This is a genomic window from Neobacillus bataviensis (assembly GCF_019969725.1).
On the sequence record NZ_JAHXYW010000002.1, the window covers coordinates 748,881 to 766,755 of the forward strand.

The 17,875-nt window shown below is 38.6% G+C and carries 16 protein-coding genes and 1 rRNA gene; 13 read left to right on the forward strand and 4 right to left on the reverse strand.

What is annotated here, in order from left to right:
* The first annotated feature begins 43 nt into the window (after positions 1-43).
* The 4 genes from LC455_RS08385 to LC455_RS08400 all read left to right on the forward strand — a co-directional run bounded on the left by LC455_RS08385 (position 44) and on the right by LC455_RS08400 (position 3,363).
* Positions 44-271 carry a gamma-type small acid-soluble spore protein gene (locus tag LC455_RS08385; protein ID WP_223589782.1) on the forward strand — a complete coding sequence of 76 codons (228 nt, stop codon included), beginning with the start codon at positions 44-46 and terminating at the stop codon, positions 269-271.
* A 276-nt stretch (positions 272-547) separates the two neighbouring features.
* Positions 548-805: a YgaB family protein gene (locus tag LC455_RS08390; protein WP_223589783.1), complete on the forward strand. Its 258-nt coding sequence runs from the start codon at positions 548-550 to the stop codon at positions 803-805.
* Positions 806-987: 182 nt separating this feature from the next.
* Complete coding sequence (gene ntdP, locus LC455_RS08395; RefSeq protein ID WP_223589785.1) at positions 988-1,518, forward strand: nucleoside tri-diphosphate phosphatase; 531 nt, start codon at positions 988-990, stop codon at positions 1,516-1,518.
* A gap of 78 nt (positions 1,519-1,596) precedes the next feature.
* Positions 1,597-3,363 (forward strand): ABC transporter ATP-binding protein, encoded by a 1,767-nt coding sequence (locus tag LC455_RS08400; protein ID WP_223589786.1) that lies wholly within the window; start codon positions 1,597-1,599, stop codon positions 3,361-3,363.
* 15 nt (positions 3,364-3,378) lie between these two features.
* Here LC455_RS08400 and LC455_RS08405 read toward each other — a convergent pair whose 3' ends face one another.
* The 3 genes from LC455_RS08405 to LC455_RS08415 form a co-directional block, all read right to left on the reverse strand.
* Complete coding sequence (locus tag LC455_RS08405) at positions 3,379-4,455, reverse strand: FUSC family protein (RefSeq protein WP_223589788.1); 1,077 nt, start codon at positions 4,453-4,455, stop codon at positions 3,379-3,381.
* A gap of 188 nt (positions 4,456-4,643) precedes the next feature.
* Positions 4,644-9,113, reverse strand: coding sequence for a glutamate synthase-related protein (locus LC455_RS08410; protein ID WP_223589790.1), 4,470 nt, complete (start codon positions 9,111-9,113; stop codon positions 4,644-4,646).
* Positions 9,114-9,436: 323 nt separating this feature from the next.
* Positions 9,437-10,732, reverse strand: a complete 1,296-nt coding sequence (locus LC455_RS08415; protein WP_223589792.1) for a glutamate-1-semialdehyde 2,1-aminomutase — start codon at positions 10,730-10,732, stop codon at positions 9,437-9,439.
* A gap of 155 nt (positions 10,733-10,887) precedes the next feature.
* Here LC455_RS08415 and LC455_RS08420 point away from each other — a divergent pair, with 155 nt between their 5' ends.
* The 7 genes from LC455_RS08420 (at position 10,888) to perR (ending at position 15,853) form a co-directional block, all read left to right on the forward strand.
* Entirely contained in the window at positions 10,888-11,895 is a 1,008-nt protein-coding gene (locus tag LC455_RS08420) for an ABC transporter ATP-binding protein (RefSeq protein ID WP_223589794.1), read from the forward strand.
* 18 nt (positions 11,896-11,913) lie between these two features.
* Positions 11,914-12,705: an ABC transporter permease gene (locus LC455_RS08425; protein ID WP_223589795.1), complete on the forward strand. Its 792-nt coding sequence runs from the start codon at positions 11,914-11,916 to the stop codon at positions 12,703-12,705.
* Between the two features lie 3 nt (positions 12,706-12,708).
* Entirely contained in the window at positions 12,709-13,494 is a 786-nt protein-coding gene (locus tag LC455_RS08430) for an ABC transporter permease (RefSeq protein ID WP_223589797.1), read from the forward strand.
* Positions 13,495-13,572: 78 nt separating this feature from the next.
* The gene (locus LC455_RS08435; protein ID WP_223589799.1) at positions 13,573-13,965 is read left to right on the forward strand and encodes an ion channel; all 393 of its coding nucleotides are present in this window, start codon (positions 13,573-13,575) and stop codon (positions 13,963-13,965) included.
* An 81-nt stretch (positions 13,966-14,046) separates the two neighbouring features.
* On the forward strand, positions 14,047-14,514 hold the full coding sequence (gene bcp / locus LC455_RS08440; protein WP_223589801.1) for a thioredoxin-dependent thiol peroxidase: 468 nt from the start codon (positions 14,047-14,049) through the stop codon (positions 14,512-14,514).
* Positions 14,515-14,755: 241 nt separating this feature from the next.
* Positions 14,756-15,310, forward strand: a complete 555-nt coding sequence (locus LC455_RS08445; protein WP_223589803.1) for a cob(I)yrinic acid a,c-diamide adenosyltransferase — start codon at positions 14,756-14,758, stop codon at positions 15,308-15,310.
* 105 nt (positions 15,311-15,415) lie between these two features.
* Positions 15,416-15,853 carry a peroxide-responsive transcriptional repressor PerR gene (gene perR, locus LC455_RS08450; RefSeq protein ID WP_223589805.1) on the forward strand — a complete coding sequence of 146 codons (438 nt, stop codon included), beginning with the start codon at positions 15,416-15,418 and terminating at the stop codon, positions 15,851-15,853.
* A gap of 62 nt (positions 15,854-15,915) precedes the next feature.
* Here perR and LC455_RS08455 read toward each other — a convergent pair whose 3' ends face one another.
* Positions 15,916-16,266 carry a YgzB family protein gene (locus LC455_RS08455; RefSeq protein ID WP_223589807.1) on the reverse strand — a complete coding sequence of 117 codons (351 nt, stop codon included), beginning with the start codon at positions 16,264-16,266 and terminating at the stop codon, positions 15,916-15,918.
* Positions 16,267-16,417: 151 nt separating this feature from the next.
* On the opposite strand from LC455_RS08455, the gene LC455_RS08460 reads away from it, so the two are divergent.
* Complete coding sequence (locus LC455_RS08460) at positions 16,418-17,293, forward strand: nucleotidyltransferase-like protein (RefSeq protein WP_223589809.1); 876 nt, start codon at positions 16,418-16,420, stop codon at positions 17,291-17,293.
* A 268-nt stretch (positions 17,294-17,561) separates the two neighbouring features.
* Positions 17,562-17,875, forward strand: a 16S ribosomal RNA gene (locus tag LC455_RS08465); the annotation flags it as partial.

The following is a 17,875-nucleotide window of genomic DNA, read 5'->3' on the forward strand; positions in this document are numbered from 1 at the left end:
TTCACGAAGCCGGGATACATTAATATTCGTGGAGGTGATTACAATGGCAAACTTCAATCAACAGCCAAACAAAACTTCAGCTGGAACAAACATCCAGGAAGTAAGACAACAAAATTCTCAATCTCAAGCTGGTGCAGGTGCAGCTGGTGCAGCTGGCCAATTTGGTACTGAATTTGCGAGTGAAACAAATGCTGCTGAAGTAAAAGCACAAAACCAACAATCTCAAGCTCGTAAAGGTCAAGGCAACGCTGGTCAATTCGGCCAAAGCTAATAACATTTTATTTGAAGGCACTCTTCCAATCGAAAGAGTGTCTTCTTCTTGTTGTCGAGCTGCAGCGCCTAGGGGCTCGGGGTCATAAGCCAATCCGTCAAGAAGGTTAAAGAACAACCTTCTCGCCGGCTCGTCTTATGCCTGTCGCCCCTGGGCAAGGCGCTTCCGCTTTTCTGGTTTCGACAAAACTTCCTTTTTGTCTACATAAGTAGTCAAAGGAGATTAACGTTTGTTCAAGAATACATATTAGGTACAAATAATAAGGCGGTGAGGGAAATGAATCATTTTAACCGATTAGTTTCCGAGCAAATGGCAACGATGGAAAAATTATTATACCTTCAGGCTGAACTTGAACGTTGTCAGCAAATTGAAGAAGAACTGCAGTCATTACAGAACGAAACCGATCTTGAAAGTATTCAAATTGATATTCAACTTATGAAAAAAGAGTTGAAAGAAATTCAGTCTATGTTTGAAAAACAGACGGAAGAGGTTATTAATTCATATCGGGAATCGAGTTTAACTCCTTCCTTGTAATGAAAATGAAGAAAAAAATTCGCAAATTTTTACAAAGAGCCACTTGAAATGTGGCTCTTTTGTTTTAAATTCTGTTCTCAACCGTTATAATAATAGAAAATAGGAATTTTCTTTGTTGCCTTTTGTCATTATTTTTCAAGGAATAGGTTACAAAGCGTTCAGTAATGAAGGTAGGGGAGAACATGGGCGTACCCATCGAAGGTGAACCGATGCAAATACATAGCTATAAACACAATGGGCACATCCATCGCGTCTGGGAAGAAACAACCGTTTTAAAAGGGTCACAGCATTTAGTGATTGGTGGAAATGATCGGACATTGGTAACAGAATCAGATGGTAGAACGTGGATTACAAGAGAACCTGCCATTTGTTACTTCCATTCACAATACTGGTTTAATGTAATTGGAATGATCCGTGAAGACGGCATTTATTATTACTGTAATATCAGTTCACCGTTTATTTTTGATGGTGAAGCACTTAAATATATTGATTATGATCTTGATATAAAGGTGTATCCTGATATGACGTTTAATTTGCTAGACGAAGATGAGTATGAGCGGCATCGCCGCGAAATGAATTATCCGGATGTGATAGACCAAATTCTCAAGCGAAACGTTGATAAATTGATTCAATGGATTCGGCAAAGAAATGGCCCATTTGCACCAGATTTTATTGATATTTGGTATGAGCGTTATTTAACATATAGACGTTAAGGGTAGCGTAGGGTGCCTGTTGATTTTATCAACAGGTTTTTACGTGCTTATCGAAAAAAGAAAGGGGGCCACAAAAGATTGAATAGTATTCAGAGATATCTTCAATTTGTAAAGCCATACAAATGGCAAATCTTCGGAACAATCATCATTGGAGTCATAAAATTCTCGATTCCACTTATCATCCCTATATTAATAAAATATGTAGTGGATGACATCATTGGAAATCACTCCTTATCAGCTGATGAAAAAATACATAAATTAATGCTGATTTTGGGTGTGATGATTGTTGTTTTTGTGATTCTTAGGCCGCCAATTGAATATTACCGGCAGTATTTTGCCCAGTGGACATCAAGTAAAATCTTATATGATCTTCGTGATACGATGTATAAACATATTCAAAAGCTTAGCTTTAAGTATTATGCAAATACCCGGGCAGGAGAAATCATTTCTCGTGTTATAAATGATGTCGAGCAAACGAAAACGTTTGTTGTGACGGGGTTGATGAACCTGTGGCTGGATATCGCAACAATTGTTATTGCCATTATTCTTATGTTTTCAATGAATGTTAAATTAACTTTAATTTCGATTTTGCTGTTTCCACTCTATGCTATTTCCATTAGATACTTTTTTGGGAATTTACGGAGGTTAACAAGGATTCGTTCGCAAGCTCTTGCGGAGGTTCAAAGCTACCTTCATGAACGGGTGCAAGGGATGCCTGTCATCAAGAGTTTTGCGATTGAAGAGTATGAACAAACCCAGTTTGATAAGCAAAATAAAAACTTTTTAGAAAAAGCCTTGCAGCACACGAGCTGGAACGCAAAGTCCTTTTCTGCTGTAAACACAATTACAGATATCGCACCATTAATTGTGATAGGATATTCAGCATATTTAGTTATTCAACATCAGCTATCACTTGGTACGATGGTGGCGTTTTTTGCTTATATTGACAAGCTTTATAATCCCTTAAGAAGACTGGTTAACTCTTCAACCACTGTTACACAATCCTTTGCCTCAATGGACCGTGTTTTTGAATTATTGGATGAAAAATATGATATCGTTGACGAGCCGGATTCGAAAGAGTGTACTAATGTACACGGTGATATTTCTTTTGAGGATGTATCCTTTTCCTATAATGAAAATGAGGAACCAGTTCTTAAAGATATTACCATTGATGTAAAAAAGGGAGAAACCATTGCACTTGTTGGAATGAGCGGCGGCGGGAAATCAACGCTGGTTAGTTTAATTCCGCGTTTTTACGACGTAACCAAAGGAAAGATTACTCTCGATGGTGTAGATATTCGTCAGTTTAAGGTTCAAACTTTAAGGGATAAAATTGGGGTTGTGTTTCAAGATAATATTCTATTTAGTGAATCAGTGAAGGATAATATTTTATTGGGAAAACCATGGGCAACGGATGAAGAAGTTTACCAGGCAGCAAAAGCCGCTAATGCAGATGAATTTATCATGAATCTTGCTGAAGGATATAATACAAGGGTAGGGGAAAGGGGTGTGAAGCTTTCCGGGGGTCAAAAGCAGCGGATTGCCATTGCACGGGTATTTTTGAAAAACCCGCCTATCCTCATTTTAGATGAAGCGACATCGGCTCTTGACTTAGAAAGTGAACATTCGATTCAAGAATCCCTCGAAGAGCTTGCAAAGGACCGTACAACCTTTATTGTGGCACACCGGTTATCGACCATCACTCATGCGAATCGCATCGTTTTGATTGAACATGGCCAAATTGTTGAAGTCGGAACACATGAAGAACTAATGGCGAAGCAAGGGAACTATTTTAAATTATTTCAAGTTCAACTTCTTGAACATAAAGAAACCGAAGTGGAGTAAATTCCACTTCGGTTTTTATTCGTTATGAGGTTCCTCAATGGAAACTTCATTTTCATGATAGGAATGAAAACTTGTAATCAAAGTATCAAGATGTTCGACCTGTTCACTATAGTCAATGATTGATGCAACGATTTGCATAATGTGATACATATGTGGAGGATCTTCCTCGGCATATTCCTTTTGATGCGATAAAAATAAGTCAAATAATTCTTTTTTGTTTAAACAAACATTTCCTTCTGAATACGTTGGGTGGGTTGGGATTTTGCCAATAAACCTGAGCATTAGCTGCTCATGCTGATAAATCAAACAATCCAATTGTCCCTGAATCGATTGCTGAAAATTTTCAGGCAGGTGTAACAGATCATTTTCAAAACGATGAAGCTTTTTTAACGTATCAAGCGCTTTTTTGGCAGCAGAAGTCATTTGCCGATAAATAACAAGCTTCCGAGACTTTTCTAAAGTAATCCTTTTAAAATAGCTTCGTTCTTCTTTATACATTAAATAAAATTGACTGATTTTAATATAACTGTCCTTTAACTTTTCAATATCAGTTTTGAGAAGTTGATGATCGAAGTCATGACGTGTACTTAATCGAATCCACCTAATAATCTCTTCGGTCGTGTCGGCTATTTTTAAATAAAGCTTATTTTCATATTTTGGCGGCATAAATACGAGATTAACTATGAACGCTGAAAATACCCCAATCATAATCGTGGAGAAACGAATTCCTGCAAACTGAATAAAGCTTCCGCTTTGTATTTCCATTATTGAAATTAATGTTACCAGTGAAAGACCAATGTTTTTCTCGAGTTTCAGCTTTAGATTTAGAAGAATGACGATGATCGCTGCCAGTCCGACAACAATATAATGATTACCTAGCACAAGAACAAAAATTACTGCCATTAAAGCTCCAATAATATTACCTTGAATCTGTTCAATGATTGTTAAATAGGAACGGTATATCGTCGGCTGAATAGCAAATATCGCAGCAATAGCGGCAAAGACTGGGGAAGGTGAATGCAATAGTTGGGCTAAGTATAGTGATAAAACAATAGCTATTCCCGTTTTGAAAATGCGGGCACCTAACTTCATTATAAATAGTTTCCTTTCAAAATAAGTAGTTATCTTAATTTTACTCATAAATAACAATACTGTACTATACATGGAATCATGCATTTAATCAAGAGAAATTATATGAATTTTTTTACTTATTGTTCCAAAAATATGTGACAAAAAAACACCCGCTTGTCAAAAGCGGGCGTTTTTTGGTAACTAATAAATCACTCTGTTGATACTGATGGATCAGCTTGTTCCTTAACTGGAAGAATCTGAACGAAATGATCTTCCAGGTTTGTTAATAAAGAACGAAGATCGTTTGCTTCTTCCGGCTGACCGTTTTGCTCGAGAAGGTCAGTATACTTTGTTAATAACTCAGTGATATCTTGTATTCCTTTTTGATTTAAATCCGCGACAGATACCTTTGCACCTTTTGCAATTCTTTTCTTGAGGGCATCTTTCGTTAGACCCATTTCAGGCTGAAGTCGTGAATACACAACGCCACCGGTCATACCAGCACAAATCCATGGTCCTGGATCTCCTAATACAAGACCGCGGCCATTTGTCATATATTCAAAGGCAAAACCTTTAATATTAGCATTAGAACCAATGTTGCCGGCTTCTTTTTCTGGAAGCGGCTTTTTCACTTGTCCGCCAATGATTAAATCTGCACCTGATAATCGGATTCCAGCACGGGCATCAGCATTTCCTTGGGCAACTAGGAGACCCTTTTGAGCTCCATATCCAAAGCCCTTTCCAACAGAACCATTATAGAAATAACCATTTTTACCTTTAGACTTAAGGACATGGATATTTCCGCCAAAGGACGTTTTACCAACCCCGTCCTGTCCGCCGCCGTTAACAGTGATTTCAATGCCTTCACTGTTATAAGCACCAAGTCCGTTTCCAGGAATCGATCCTTCCTTATACTTTAGCTGTACAGGAGGAAGCTGTTTGTAGGAACCGTCAAGTCTGCCGCGAACACGGTGACAGGAAACACGGCTTCCAAGTACACGCTGTTCAGAAGTAACACTTGCGAATTCTCTAGATGAATGAAGCTGTTCTACACTTCCATCGAGATATTCTGCACCTACAGCCACTTGCATTTGCGCTTCCGAAATGGATTTGGATGCTTCCACTTTCGCAAATTGGCTGATTTCTAAAGGTTTAAGCAAATGAGAGAGGTTCAGCTGACCTTCTCCTTTAAACTGCTCTAATAATTCGGAATGACCGACTGCATCTTGGAGATTTTTGATTCCAGCTGAAGCAGCGAGTTCCTTTAATTCGGAAGCGAAAGCAGTGAACAGGTTCATGATGCCTTGAACCGCTAAATCTAATTGTCGCGGTACAAACCGGCGCAGACCGTGATCCTTTGCCTGTGCTTCCGTTTCAATTTGGGTGGCAATACCAACATGACATGTATCTAAGTGACAGCCGCGGCAAGTCGTACAGCCAATTGCAAGCATCGATAATGTTCCAAAACCAACTCGGTTTGCACCAAGAAGCATAATTTTGATAACGTCCTTGGCACTCTTCATTCCGCCGTCAGCCCAAAGTTCCACTTTGTGACGTAGTCCGCTCTCAAGGAGGGCATTATGTGCCGCTTTCACGCCAATTTCAACTGGTAATCCAACGTGCTGCAACGCATGAATTCTCGCAGCTCCTGTGCCGCCATCAAATCCACTTAACGTGATAATATCCGCACCCGCTTTGGCGATACCGACTGCAATGGTTCCGATATTTGGTACGACAGGTACCTTAACAGCAATTTTTGCCTGATCGTTAGCCGTCTTTAATTCTTGAATCATTTGTGCTAAATCTTCAATCGAATAGATGTCATGGTTGTTTGATGGTGAAATCAAGTCAGAACCTAGTGTGGCATTACGGGCAGCAGCCACTTTAGCTGTTACCTTTGAGCCAGGTAAATGTCCGCCTTCTCCAGGCTTCGCTCCTTGACCAATTTTAATTTCTAACAGATTCGATGAGTTTAACAGTTCAGCGTTAACTCCAAAACGTCCGGATGCAATCTGTTGACCGCGCGTCTTTGGATATTTGCCGAGCATATCCTTGATTTCTCCGCCTTCTCCATTCAGACTGACCATATTTAAGCGGTCTGCACCCTCAGCATAAGCACGGAACGCAATCTCATTTTGTGATCCAAAGGACATAGAAGAAATGATAAATGGTAAATCATGGTCTCCGACACGAATATCAACTTCACTTGGTGAAACTGCTTTATTGCCTTGCTTTACCTGAACTAAATGGCGGATTGTTGTTGGGTTTTCCGTTTCTTGTTCAGTGATTTTATCGCGATAAGCACCATAGTCACCAGTAGACGCTACTTCGCCAATTGCTTTCCAGATACGCGGGAAGAGGTGGAACGTTTTTCCAACACGTTCTTTATCGTTATTGTAATCTTCTGCTCTTTTTAAAGCATCCAGCTTCATGGCATCAAAGCCAGAATTGATTTCTTCTGATCCAAAAAAGTTAACAATATTTAATACTTTTGCAACGGATTCATGTAAGCCAATACTTGAATATAATCGGCCGTAGCCTCTTAACTCATGAATACCAATGGTAGAGATTACTTTTTCTAAACCTTTCGTTAATGCGCTATATAAATTGGTTAACGGTGTAGTGGATTCATCCAAAACCGTTAAGAACATGTAATAAGGGCTGATTAAATCTGCTCCTAAACCAAAAACAGTAATAATATCATGCAGAGAACGAATCGCTCCTGAACGTAGCAATAAAGAACAATCTCTTCTTAATTCTGCTTTAACTAATGCTTGATCAATCGCCGAAGTAACTAAATGCGGGTCAATCCAGTACGAATCTTCTTGATGGGCTTTAGCGTCATCAAGAACAAGCAAGGTTTTTCCTGCTTGAACAGCTTGCACGGCTTCAGCAGAAAGTCTTTCTAGAGCTTCATCCAGTTCTTCGTCTTTATGGAATGTGGTTGAGATAAACGCAACTAGTTTCTGTTCTTGGAAATGTTGTACAAGTTGATCAAAGCTAGGCTGTCCGATGGACTCTGAACAAGTGTAACCTGCTTTTCCTTCTAATAAAAGTGGTGTAGTCAATTCAACAACCGTTTCCGTTTCTTCTTTTACGAATAGAGTAGGGCGTTTGCCAATAATGACACGTGTTGAGAAATGTTCTGTTTCACGATCACGGTCGATGGCAGGGTTGGTTACAACTGCAACGCTTTCTTTTATATAATCTGCAATATTAATGCGTTCTGGATTTAGTGCCGCAAGTGGTGCATCATGGCCAAGGGAGCGAATAGGCTCAATTCCTTTTTCAGCCATTTGTTCGATCAACTGGATGTGATCCCTCTCCCAGCCAAAAGCCTTGTATTGACCGTTATGAATTTTATCAGGATAATTCATCGTTACAGTTTTATTCAATGCAGGCGGCTGTAAACGCAATCTAGACTCACTTAAATTTAAACGGTTTGAAAAACGGCTGTATACTTCATTTTGATAACGAGCTTGCTCGTAAACTTCCAATTGTTCTCCATCCCATTTGAAACCTACCTTTTCACCAGGCGCCAATGGCTTAGGATCATTTACATATTCACTAGATGGAATAATACCAGGTTCAGAGGAGAAGAGATAGGATGTCTCAATTTCAAGCATCCAAAGTGGACGCAAGCCAAGTGCATCGACACTAAATACTGCTTCATCCGCATAGCGTGAGATAATTCCTGCAGGGCCTTGAGCAAAGTGACCCCATGCTTCTCTTAAATAGGTATATAAATCTTGCAGCTCACTTGAATATGCCTTAATTTCGTTAACGATTGGCGGGAACAAGAGGTCCATTGCTTCAAATAGGGAATATCCTTCCCGGCAAATCAATGTTTCCATTGTTCGGCTTAAATCCTGAGAGTCGCTTCCGTCTTTAACAAGTGGAACACCAATCATTTTTGCTTCGTCGCGAAGCTTGGCGATTGTATTAATTTCACCGTTATGGCCAAGTACACTAAAAGGCTGAACACGGAAAAAGCTTGAAAGAGTATTCGTTGAATAACGATTATGGCCTAATGTCATCGTTGAAGCAACGAGAGGATTAGCTAGGTCATGATAGTATCGTGGAAGAATATCTCCAGCGCCCATTACCTTATAGACAACATGATTTTGACTTAATGAAGCAACATGGACGTGCTCATTTTTTTCAATATCAACTAGTGCTTCAAATAGAAGCTTGTTAAGTTCTTGGCCTTTTTTGGCTGAAAGACAGGCGAATTGCCAAAAAACTGGATTTTCTTGAATCGCAATTGGTCCAAGCGCAGATGAATCTGTAACCTCATCCGTCTCAAAAATTAGTTCTAATTCATATTTTTCCAGTTTTTGTTGTAGTTCTTGTTTAGTAGATTCCCAGTTAACTTTCTGGCTGATAAAGATGTGGCCTACCGAAAATTCCTCTTTTTCAGCTAGTAATGGTTCAAGGCCTGCTTGGCGCAATTTTTCTTTCCAGAGTTCAACAGGAATATCTGTGTGGATTCCTACGCCATCGCCTTCACCATTGATGAAGCCAGCACGATGGTTCATTGTTACAAGTGCATCGATACAGTCGAAAATATTTTTTCTCGTAGGACGCTTACTTTTTTCAAGGCAAGCAACGATTCCGCAGGCATCGTGTTCGTGTTTATGAAAATCTTTAAATAGGGAAGGGGTCCATCTTTGTGTCATTTTGTTGGGCTTCTTCGGAAAAACCTTAGGAAGCCGCTTCACCTCCTATGAAACTTTTTATTTTGTGAAAATAATTTTGTTCTGTTAGTAATGATGCGATTCTTTATTGAGGCAATAGGTTAAAGGAAAAAATAAAAATAATAATTTAATAGTATCATATGAATTTTCAGAAATCAAATAAATATACAAAGATTTGGATAAAAAAATGAAGGTATTTGAGTGATGGATAAATGAGGAAAGTTGTCTATGTAACCGTTTTCATGAATGTTTCAAAAATAAAAGGGAGTGATTTCCACTCCCGGCAGTGCATAAAAAATGTATATTTATTCGTCCTTTAGTGAAGAAAATGCATTTCGTACTGCGTGTAAGGTTGCATCAACATCCTCTTCTGTGTGTGCTATGGTTAAGAACCAGGCTTCGTATTTTGATGGAGCCAGGTTGATTCCTTGGTGAAGCATGAGTTTGAAGAATTTGGCGAACATTTCTCCATCCGTATTCTCAGCTTGCTCATAGTTTTCAATAGTTTCATTTGTAAAATAAACAGTAAATGCACCTTTTAAACGATTTATCGTTATTTGAATATCATATTCTTTCGCTGCTTCTAAAATTCCCTCTTCCAGCATTGCGCCTAAACGATCAAGATAATCATATACGCCTTCCTGCTTTAGAACTTCAAGGCAGGCGATTCCAGAAAGAATAGACGCAGGATTTCCTGCCATCGTTCCTGCTTGATAGGCAGGACCAAGGGGAGCTACTTTTTCCATGATTTCCTTTCGTCCGCCATAAGCACCGATTGGTAATCCTCCGCCGATTATTTTTCCGAGCGCAGTAAGGTCTGGCTGAATGCCTAAAAGGTCCTGGGCGCCGCCATACATAAACCGGAAAGCCGTTATAACTTCATCGTAAATGACAAGTGCACCAGCAGCATGTGTAAGGTCATTTACTTGCTGCAGGAAGCCTGGTTTTGGCTCAACAATACCGAAGTTACCGACGATGGGTTCCACTAAAACCGCTGCAATTTGGTCGCCCCACTTATCTAATGCTTCTTTAAAAGGTTCAATATCATTAAATGGTACTGTGATCACTTCTTGAGCTATACTTTTTGGAACACCGGCGGAATCTGGGGTTCCGAGAGTGGAAGGGCCTGATCCCGCGGCAACAAGAACAAGGTCAGAGTGGCCGTGATAACACCCGGCAAATTTGATAATTTTATCCCGCCCTGTATATGCTCGGGCCACGCGGATTGTTGTCATGACTGCTTCTGTTCCTGAATTAACAAAGCGGACTTTATCTAATGAAGGAATGGCATCCTTTAACATTTTTGCGAATTTTACCTCATGGGGTGTTGGGGTTCCGTAAAGGACTCCACTTTCTGCCGCACTTTTAATGGCTTCGGTGATATGCGGGTGGGCATGCCCGGTAATAATTGGACCATATGCTGCTAGGTAATCGATATATTGATTGCCATCCACGTCCCAGAAGTATGCACCTTGGGCACGCTCCATCGCCACTGGAGCACCGCCGCCCACTGCTTTATAGGAGCGCGATGGGCTGTTAACTCCGCCTACGATATGTTCTAAAGCCTCATTATGTAATCGTTCTGAATTGGTAAATTGCACAATTTTACCTCCTTATATTTTTCTTATCTATTTTAGCACTTTTTTCATCAGATTTATCTGTTTTAAAAATTAGAAAATTCATAGGAAGGCTCGATAGTTGTTTATACCACCCTATTTGGCTAAACTAAATAGGGCAAGTTTCAGGAGGTTGAAGAATGAATAACGCAATAGAAGTAGAAAACTTACGAAAAGAATTTAAAGCATACTCAAGTCGGACGGGGTTGAAGGGTGCGTTTAGAGATTTATTAACGAGAAACTATAAAGTCGTCCCTGCTGTAAATGATATCAGTTTTACAGTCAAACAAGGGGAGATGGTTGGCTATATCGGTGAAAATGGTGCGGGAAAATCAACAACGATAAAAATGCTGACAGGCATCTTAACACCATCATCCGGCAAAATTTCTGTAAATAGCATGAATCCTCATAAAGAGCGGGAAAGATTCGTTCAAACCATTGGTGTTGTTTTCGGTCAAAGATCACAATTATGGTGGGATATCGCTGTACAAGAGTCCTTCCGATTGTTGAAAAAGGTATATAAAGTAACGGATGAACAATATGACGATCATATGAATCACGTAATTAAAACGCTAGATATTGAACCTCTGCTTGATAAACCGGTTCGTAAACTATCACTTGGTCAAAGGATGAGGTGTGAGCTGGCTGCTGCCTTAATTCACAACCCACCATTGTTATTTTTGGACGAACCGACCATTGGCCTGGACGTTTTGGTTAAATTGAAAATTCGTGAGTTCTTAAAAGAAATCAATGAAAAATATAACACCACGATTCTGTTAACGACGCATGATTTATCTGATATTGAAGCTTTATGTGAGCGCGTGATTATGCTTGATGAAGGAAAGGTCATCTATGACGGGGCTTTAAGAAACTTACAGGAAAAATGGGGCGAAGGGAAAGAACTGCAGTTTCAATTTTTGGAAAAAGTAGATATGGCTGCAGTTAAAAATTTAACACAAGCAATACCTGTTAAGTGGGAATTGGATGAAAAGGAGCAAATTTTTACAGCGTCCTTAGAGGATAATGATGAACTTATTTCACAAGTGATTGCCAAAGTGGTTGCAGCCTTTAAAATTAAGGATATTAAAATTAATGCAACCTCAACAGAAGAAATCATTCGCAATATATATGAAAAAGGTGCTGTTTAATGAAAGGTGGCAAGTAGCATGGATAAATATATAGAGATGATTAGAATCCGCTTTTTAATGATGCTGGCCTACCGGACAAACTATTATACAGGAATTCTCATTTACGGTATTAATATAGGAGCCTATTACTATTTATGGTCAGCCATTTATGGTGGGAAAGAGCAAATCCAGGGGTTATCTGTCGTACAAATGACCACCTATGTGGCAGTTTCTTGGATGGCACGGGCCTTTTACTTCAATAACCTTGACAGGGAAATGGCTATGGAAATCATGGAAGGAAAAGTGGCGATTGAGCTGATCAGACCTTACAATTATCTAGGAATGAAAACAATGCAAGGATTGGGTGAAGGGATATTTAGATTATTTTTCTTCTCAGCACCAGGCCTTATTATTGTTTATTTTGTGTTCCCGATTGAGTTTACATGGGACCTAAGCGTTTGGGGGTTATTTGCTGTTTCCATCCTCTTAAGCTTCTTTATTAATACAGAGCTAAATTTATTAACAGGAATCACGACTTTCTTCCTTTACAATAATACAGGCCTTATACGAGCTAAACGTGTGGTTATTGATTTGTTCTCAGGCCTTCTTCTTCCGATTAATTTTTTTCCTGGCTGGGCACAGGAGTTTATGAAATTTCTCCCTTTTCAAGGAATCAGTTATTTGCCAAGTATGATATTTACTAAAGGCTTCTCCCAGCAGCAGGCTATAGAAGCAATTGGGCAGCAATGCATTTGGGTGATAGTTTTAATCATCCCGATTCAATTATTGTGGCATATGGCAAAGAAACAGCTGATTATTCAAGGGGGTTAATCGATGTTTTATCTCAGTATGTTTTTTCAATATATATCCCAATATTTAAAGACGAGACTTCAATATCGAGCTGATATATTTGTAGAATTTTTCTCTGATTTGTTATCGCAGGCCATTAATCTGGTTTTTATCCTGGTTGTATTTGGTCATACCAATTTGCTGAACGGCTGGAACCGGGACGAAATTGTTTTTATCTATGGATTTTTCTTAGTTCCTTTTGCGGTTTTTTCTGCTTTTTTTAATATATGGGATTTTAATGAACGGTATATTGTGAAAGGGGAACTGGATCGTATTTTAACCAGGCCGATTCACAGTCTATTTCAAATTATCCTCGAGCGTATTGAATTGGAATCGTTACTAGGTGCCATAACGGGATTGGCGGTCATGTTTTATGCGGGGAGCAGACTGGGGTTAAGTGTGGAGTGGTATGATCCTATCTTATTTGTCGTTTTCGTTGCTGGAGGTGCTCTTGTGTATGGAGGGGTCTTTATTATGATTGCCTGCATCAGCTTTTGGGCCGATGCCAGAACCTCCCTAATGCCGATGATGTACAATATTAGTAACTATGGGAGATATCCTGTTAATATTTATAACAAATTGATTCGTTTTGTCTTAACATGGGTGCTGCCTTTTGCGTTTGTCGGGGTATATCCTGCTGCTTTTTTTCTTGAAAAAACAGAGTGGTATTGGTATTCGTTTATTACACCAGTGATCGGTATTACCTTTTTTATCGTTTCAGTGCTTCTCTGGAATCAAGGAGTAAAAAAATATAGAGGGGCAGGAAATTAAAGCTTCCGCAATTTGATATTTTATGGAACAAGCCTGCATAGAAATAGAATAACTCACGTTGATTTAGGGGTGAATGGGTTGTTTTATTTCCTGCTTCCAGTCGTTATTTTTTGTATTTTTATGAGTTTAAGAACTTTATTTATCCCGAATACTGTTAAGGGAAAGCTGGTGTCGGTTGATAATTTTCTTTATTTAGGTTCGGTTTATTTAACTGTTATCATCGGCTTTGGCCTAATTTATCTGCTGTTTGAATTAATTGGAATATCCATTTTAATAGAAGTGAATCCGCAAAATAGGAATAATATTTTTGAAACGAGCTTCTATTTCAGTGCCATGACTCTTTTTTCGGTAGGAAATGGAGATGTCATTCCTCATGGTATTGGCAGAATCATTACTGTAACAGAAGCGTTAATTGGCTATACCTTGCCCGCAGCTTTTGTTGCTAAAGTTATGTTTGAACGGGATAAATAATATGACGATTTGGATAGTTGTTATGGATTGAAAGAAAGGTTAAGCTATGTATAGGAATATTTTACATTTGGAGTGAATAAAATGACTGTTGAAATAGGAAAGCTGGCACCAGATTTTACCCTAGAAGCCAACAATGGAGAGACCATTACATTATCTCAATTAAAAGGGAAAAACGTAGTGCTTTATTTTTATCCAAAAGATATGACACCTGGTTGTACAACAGAAGCGTGTGATTTCAGGGATCAATATCAGGAATTTAATGATGTCAATGCCGTTATTTTAGGAATCAGTCCAGATCCCGTTGATCGCCACCAAAAATTTGTGGAGAAGTATGGATTGCCATTCCTGCTGCTCGCTGACACTGACCATAAGACAGCGGAAGCTTATGATGTATGGAAGTTAAAGAAAAACTTTGGAAAGGAATACATGGGAATTGAAAGATCCACCTTTTTAATTGATAAAGATGGGAAAGTCGTAAAAGAGTGGAGAAAAGTTCAAGTTAAGGGCCATGTAGAAGAAGCATTATCCTACATACGTAAGAATCAATAAGTGGATTTTTTCTAGCCTATTTTTGATATAAAAGGCTTTTGTCCAATGCAAGATACTAGTATCTGAATATCATTTTATTAGGGCATACCTCCTCAGATAAATTTTGGGTCCAAAGCGGCCCTTTTTTTATGCAGAAATCTGGGAAATCAATGGTTTTAAGTTTTCTAAACGTCTAAAACGGTGATATGATGAAGGAAAAGTTTTAATACATATAAATATCCTTAACTAGGGGGATTAGCAAATGAAAATTTATACAAAGACTGGAGATAAGGGAACTACCTCTCTTATTTATGGGCAAAGGGTTGCTAAGAATGATTTAAGGGTAGAAGCATACGGAACCTGTGATGAAACGAATTCAATGATTGGGCTGGCATTAAGTCATCTTAAACAGGAAAATTTTCAAGGGAAAGAAATAATTGAAAAAGTATATCATAAAATACAAACGAATCTCTTTCATGTGGGCGCAGAGCTGGCAACTCCAAAGGGGAAAGAAGTGAAGTGGTCATTAGTTTCCACAGATATTGAAGAGATGGAGAAACAAATTGATGAATGGAATGCAGTCCTACCTGAATTAACAAATTTTATATTACCCGGTGGACATCCTGCGGGTGCTGCTTTTCATGTTGCGAGAACGATTGCAAGGAGAGCGGAAAGGTGTGCAGTTACAATAGGGGATGATGTCAATCCACTAGTCTTGGCATACTTAAACCGGCTGTCGGACCTTTTGTTTGTGACTGCCCGGTTTGTTAACCACCAGCTTGGGGCTAATGAACTAACTTTGCATAGTAAAGAATAACTTTCATTTTAGTTAATGGTATTACAATGTTGACAAAAGTACTATTCGCTTAGTAAACTATTTATAACAATTATAATTTAAGAATCTTTTTTAGAAAAGAGGTGCATGGCGATGAATCAGTTAAAAGAAGCGTTGGATACCTTAAAGGAAACGGGGGTACGCATCACTCCGCAACGTCATGCGATACTTGAATATTTAATAAACTCGATGTCACATCCTACTGCAGACGATATTTATAAAGCCCTGGAGGGAAAATTCCCTAACATGAGTGTGGCGACAGTTTACAATAATTTACGAGTATTTCGTGAAGTTGGTCTTGTAAAAGAATTAACATACGGTGATGCATCAAGCCGGTTTGATTTTGTTACATCCCACCATTATCATGTAATTTGTGAATCATGCGGAAAAATTGTTGACTTCCATTATCCTGGATTGGATGAGGTAGAGCATCTAGCTTCACATGTGACCGGGTTTAAAGTGGCAAATCACCGCATGGAGATTTACGGATCCTGTCCTGAGTGTGTGAGTAAAGAAGTACATTAAAATTGCCTTTTTCGGTATATAAAAAGAGTTGACTTAAACTGTAACGTTTAAGTCAACTCTTTTTATTTTTCTATATTTTTATTATAAGATTCATCAAAATCTCTGCCTTCAAGTTTTGGATCAAGTGTTAAGGGTTCGCGGCAATACATGCACATGTCCACACGGCCGAGCATTTTTGTTGTTTTACCACAGCCTGGACATTTAACCTGAATGGTTTTTGTTGATAACATTCCAATCCAAAAATAGACAACCGTACTTGCGATTATAAAAAGAAGACCAAAAATCATAAAGATGGTCATAATAAGTGGTGAGGAACGAAAAAAGATGCCTCCGTACATAACGATAAAACCGATAAAAATTAGTCCTAATGCAAAGCTGCGAATTTTATTTATTTTACTTGAATATTTAACCATGTAGTTTCTCCCTCCTATAGAAACTATACCATATTTATCTAAAGAGAAAAAAGGCTGAAGAAGAATGTCGAATTTTGTCTTCAATTTTAGAAGGAGATTTATCATCATTGTCGAAGTTATAATGCTATCGAGAAAAATGGAGGTATGATGAATGGAAGACATTCTTCGTCCTATTTATCAAGAAAGGGCAAGCCAATTAAATACTTTAGGAGTTTTATTGGTTGAAAAAAGACAAAAATCAAGCCAAACAACAGATTCATTTGATGCAATTCTTTTAATTATTGTAAAAGAGGCAGACAAGCCAATCTTCATAAAGCACTATACCTATGATAACCATAAGGCTGCTATGCATGTTATTACTGAATCACAGTTGCAAGAATGGCTTTTGTTCGGTTCTAATCGGAAAATATTTGAATGGCTTCATAATGCCAGAATTATTTTTGACCGAAATGAATATGTAGAAAATTTAAAAACTGAGCTGCGGGAATTTCCTTTTAACGGGCGAAAAATTAAAATGGGCTTGGAATTTGCAAAATTAATTCGACGGTACGTGGATGGAAAAGCACTATTTGAACATAAACAGTTCTTAGATGCTTATAATCATGTTGTTCATTCATTGCATCACCTTGCAAGATTAGAGGTTATCGAAAATGGGCTTCATCCTGAACTTACTGTCTGGCATCAAGTGAAACAAATAGAACCGGAAATATTTAAGTTATATGAAGAGCTTGTTAACAGTGAAGAAACCCTTGAAAAAAGATTAGAACTGTTATTTCTGGCCAGTGAGTTTATGATCCATTCAAGAATAAATATTGGAGCAGCTCATTTACTTGAGGTACTAAGTAAGAAGGACCATTGGATGTTTAATGAAATCATGACTGAAACTGAATTGGCACCTTATTCGGTTGATATGGCGGTTCTTCTTGAATATTTGCTAGAAAAACATTTGATTGAAGTTGTTAATGTTGAGACAAAGGGTCAAGGTGTTTTCCACAGGTGCTATCGTGTGAGTAAAAAATTATCGTAAAAAAACGAAATTACTTATTGACCTTTTTATAATTACTTGGTATATTAATAACCGTCGCTGCGAAACGATTTAATAAAGTTTTCGTGAGTGACGGTTTTTCAAAAAAGTTATTGACTTTACGAAAAACGTTGTGTTATATTAATAAAGTCGCTTGTGAGCGATAATAAAACTTGTTCTTTGAAAACTAAACAAACAAAAACGTCAACAAACAATAATATTCGTTTCACTTGAAACGAAGCCAACGTTTTATTTTATGAGCTAATCAACTTTCTTGGAGAGTTTGATCCTGGCTCAGGACGAACGCTGGCGGCGTGCCTAATACATGCAAGTCGAGCGAATCACTAGGAGCTTGCTCCTGGTGATTAGCGGCGGACGGGTGAGTAACACGTGGGCAACCTGCCTGTAAGACTGGGATAACACCGGGAAACCGGTGCTAATACCGGATAATCCTTTTTCTCTCATGAGGAAAAGCTGAAAGTCGGTTTCGGCTGACACTTACAGATGGGCCCGCGGCGCATTAGCTAGTTGGTGAGGTAACGGCTCACCAAGGCGACGATGCGTAGCCGACCTGAGAGGGTGATC

What these genes read in the sequence shown, in the direction of transcription:
- LC455_RS08410 (WP_223589790.1), bottom strand. Translation starts at nt 9,113, where the DNA reads ATGACACAAAGATGGACCCCTTCCCTATTTAAAGATTTTCATAAACAC.
- perR (WP_223589805.1), top strand. Translation starts at nt 15,416, where the DNA reads ATGGCGATGAATCAGTTAAAAGAAGCGTTGGATACCTTAAAGGAAACG.
- LC455_RS08385 (WP_223589782.1), top strand. Translation starts at nt 44, where the DNA reads ATGGCAAACTTCAATCAACAGCCAAACAAAACTTCAGCTGGAACAAAC.
- LC455_RS08425 (WP_223589795.1), top strand. Translation starts at nt 11,914, where the DNA reads ATGGATAAATATATAGAGATGATTAGAATCCGCTTTTTAATGATGCTG.
- LC455_RS08460 (WP_223589809.1), top strand. Translation starts at nt 16,418, where the DNA reads ATGGAAGACATTCTTCGTCCTATTTATCAAGAAAGGGCAAGCCAATTA.
- bcp (WP_223589801.1), top strand. Translation starts at nt 14,047, where the DNA reads ATGACTGTTGAAATAGGAAAGCTGGCACCAGATTTTACCCTAGAAGCC.
- ntdP (WP_223589785.1), top strand. Translation starts at nt 988, where the DNA reads ATGGGCGTACCCATCGAAGGTGAACCGATGCAAATACATAGCTATAAA.
- LC455_RS08430 (WP_223589797.1), top strand. Translation starts at nt 12,709, where the DNA reads ATGTTTTATCTCAGTATGTTTTTTCAATATATATCCCAATATTTAAAG.
- LC455_RS08390 (WP_223589783.1), top strand. Translation starts at nt 548, where the DNA reads ATGAATCATTTTAACCGATTAGTTTCCGAGCAAATGGCAACGATGGAA.
- LC455_RS08455 (WP_223589807.1), bottom strand. Translation starts at nt 16,266, where the DNA reads ATGGTTAAATATTCAAGTAAAATAAATAAAATTCGCAGCTTTGCATTA.
- LC455_RS08445 (WP_223589803.1), top strand. Translation starts at nt 14,756, where the DNA reads ATGAAAATTTATACAAAGACTGGAGATAAGGGAACTACCTCTCTTATT.
- LC455_RS08405 (WP_223589788.1), bottom strand. Translation starts at nt 4,455, where the DNA reads ATGAAGTTAGGTGCCCGCATTTTCAAAACGGGAATAGCTATTGTTTTA.
- LC455_RS08420 (WP_223589794.1), top strand. Translation starts at nt 10,888, where the DNA reads ATGAATAACGCAATAGAAGTAGAAAACTTACGAAAAGAATTTAAAGCA.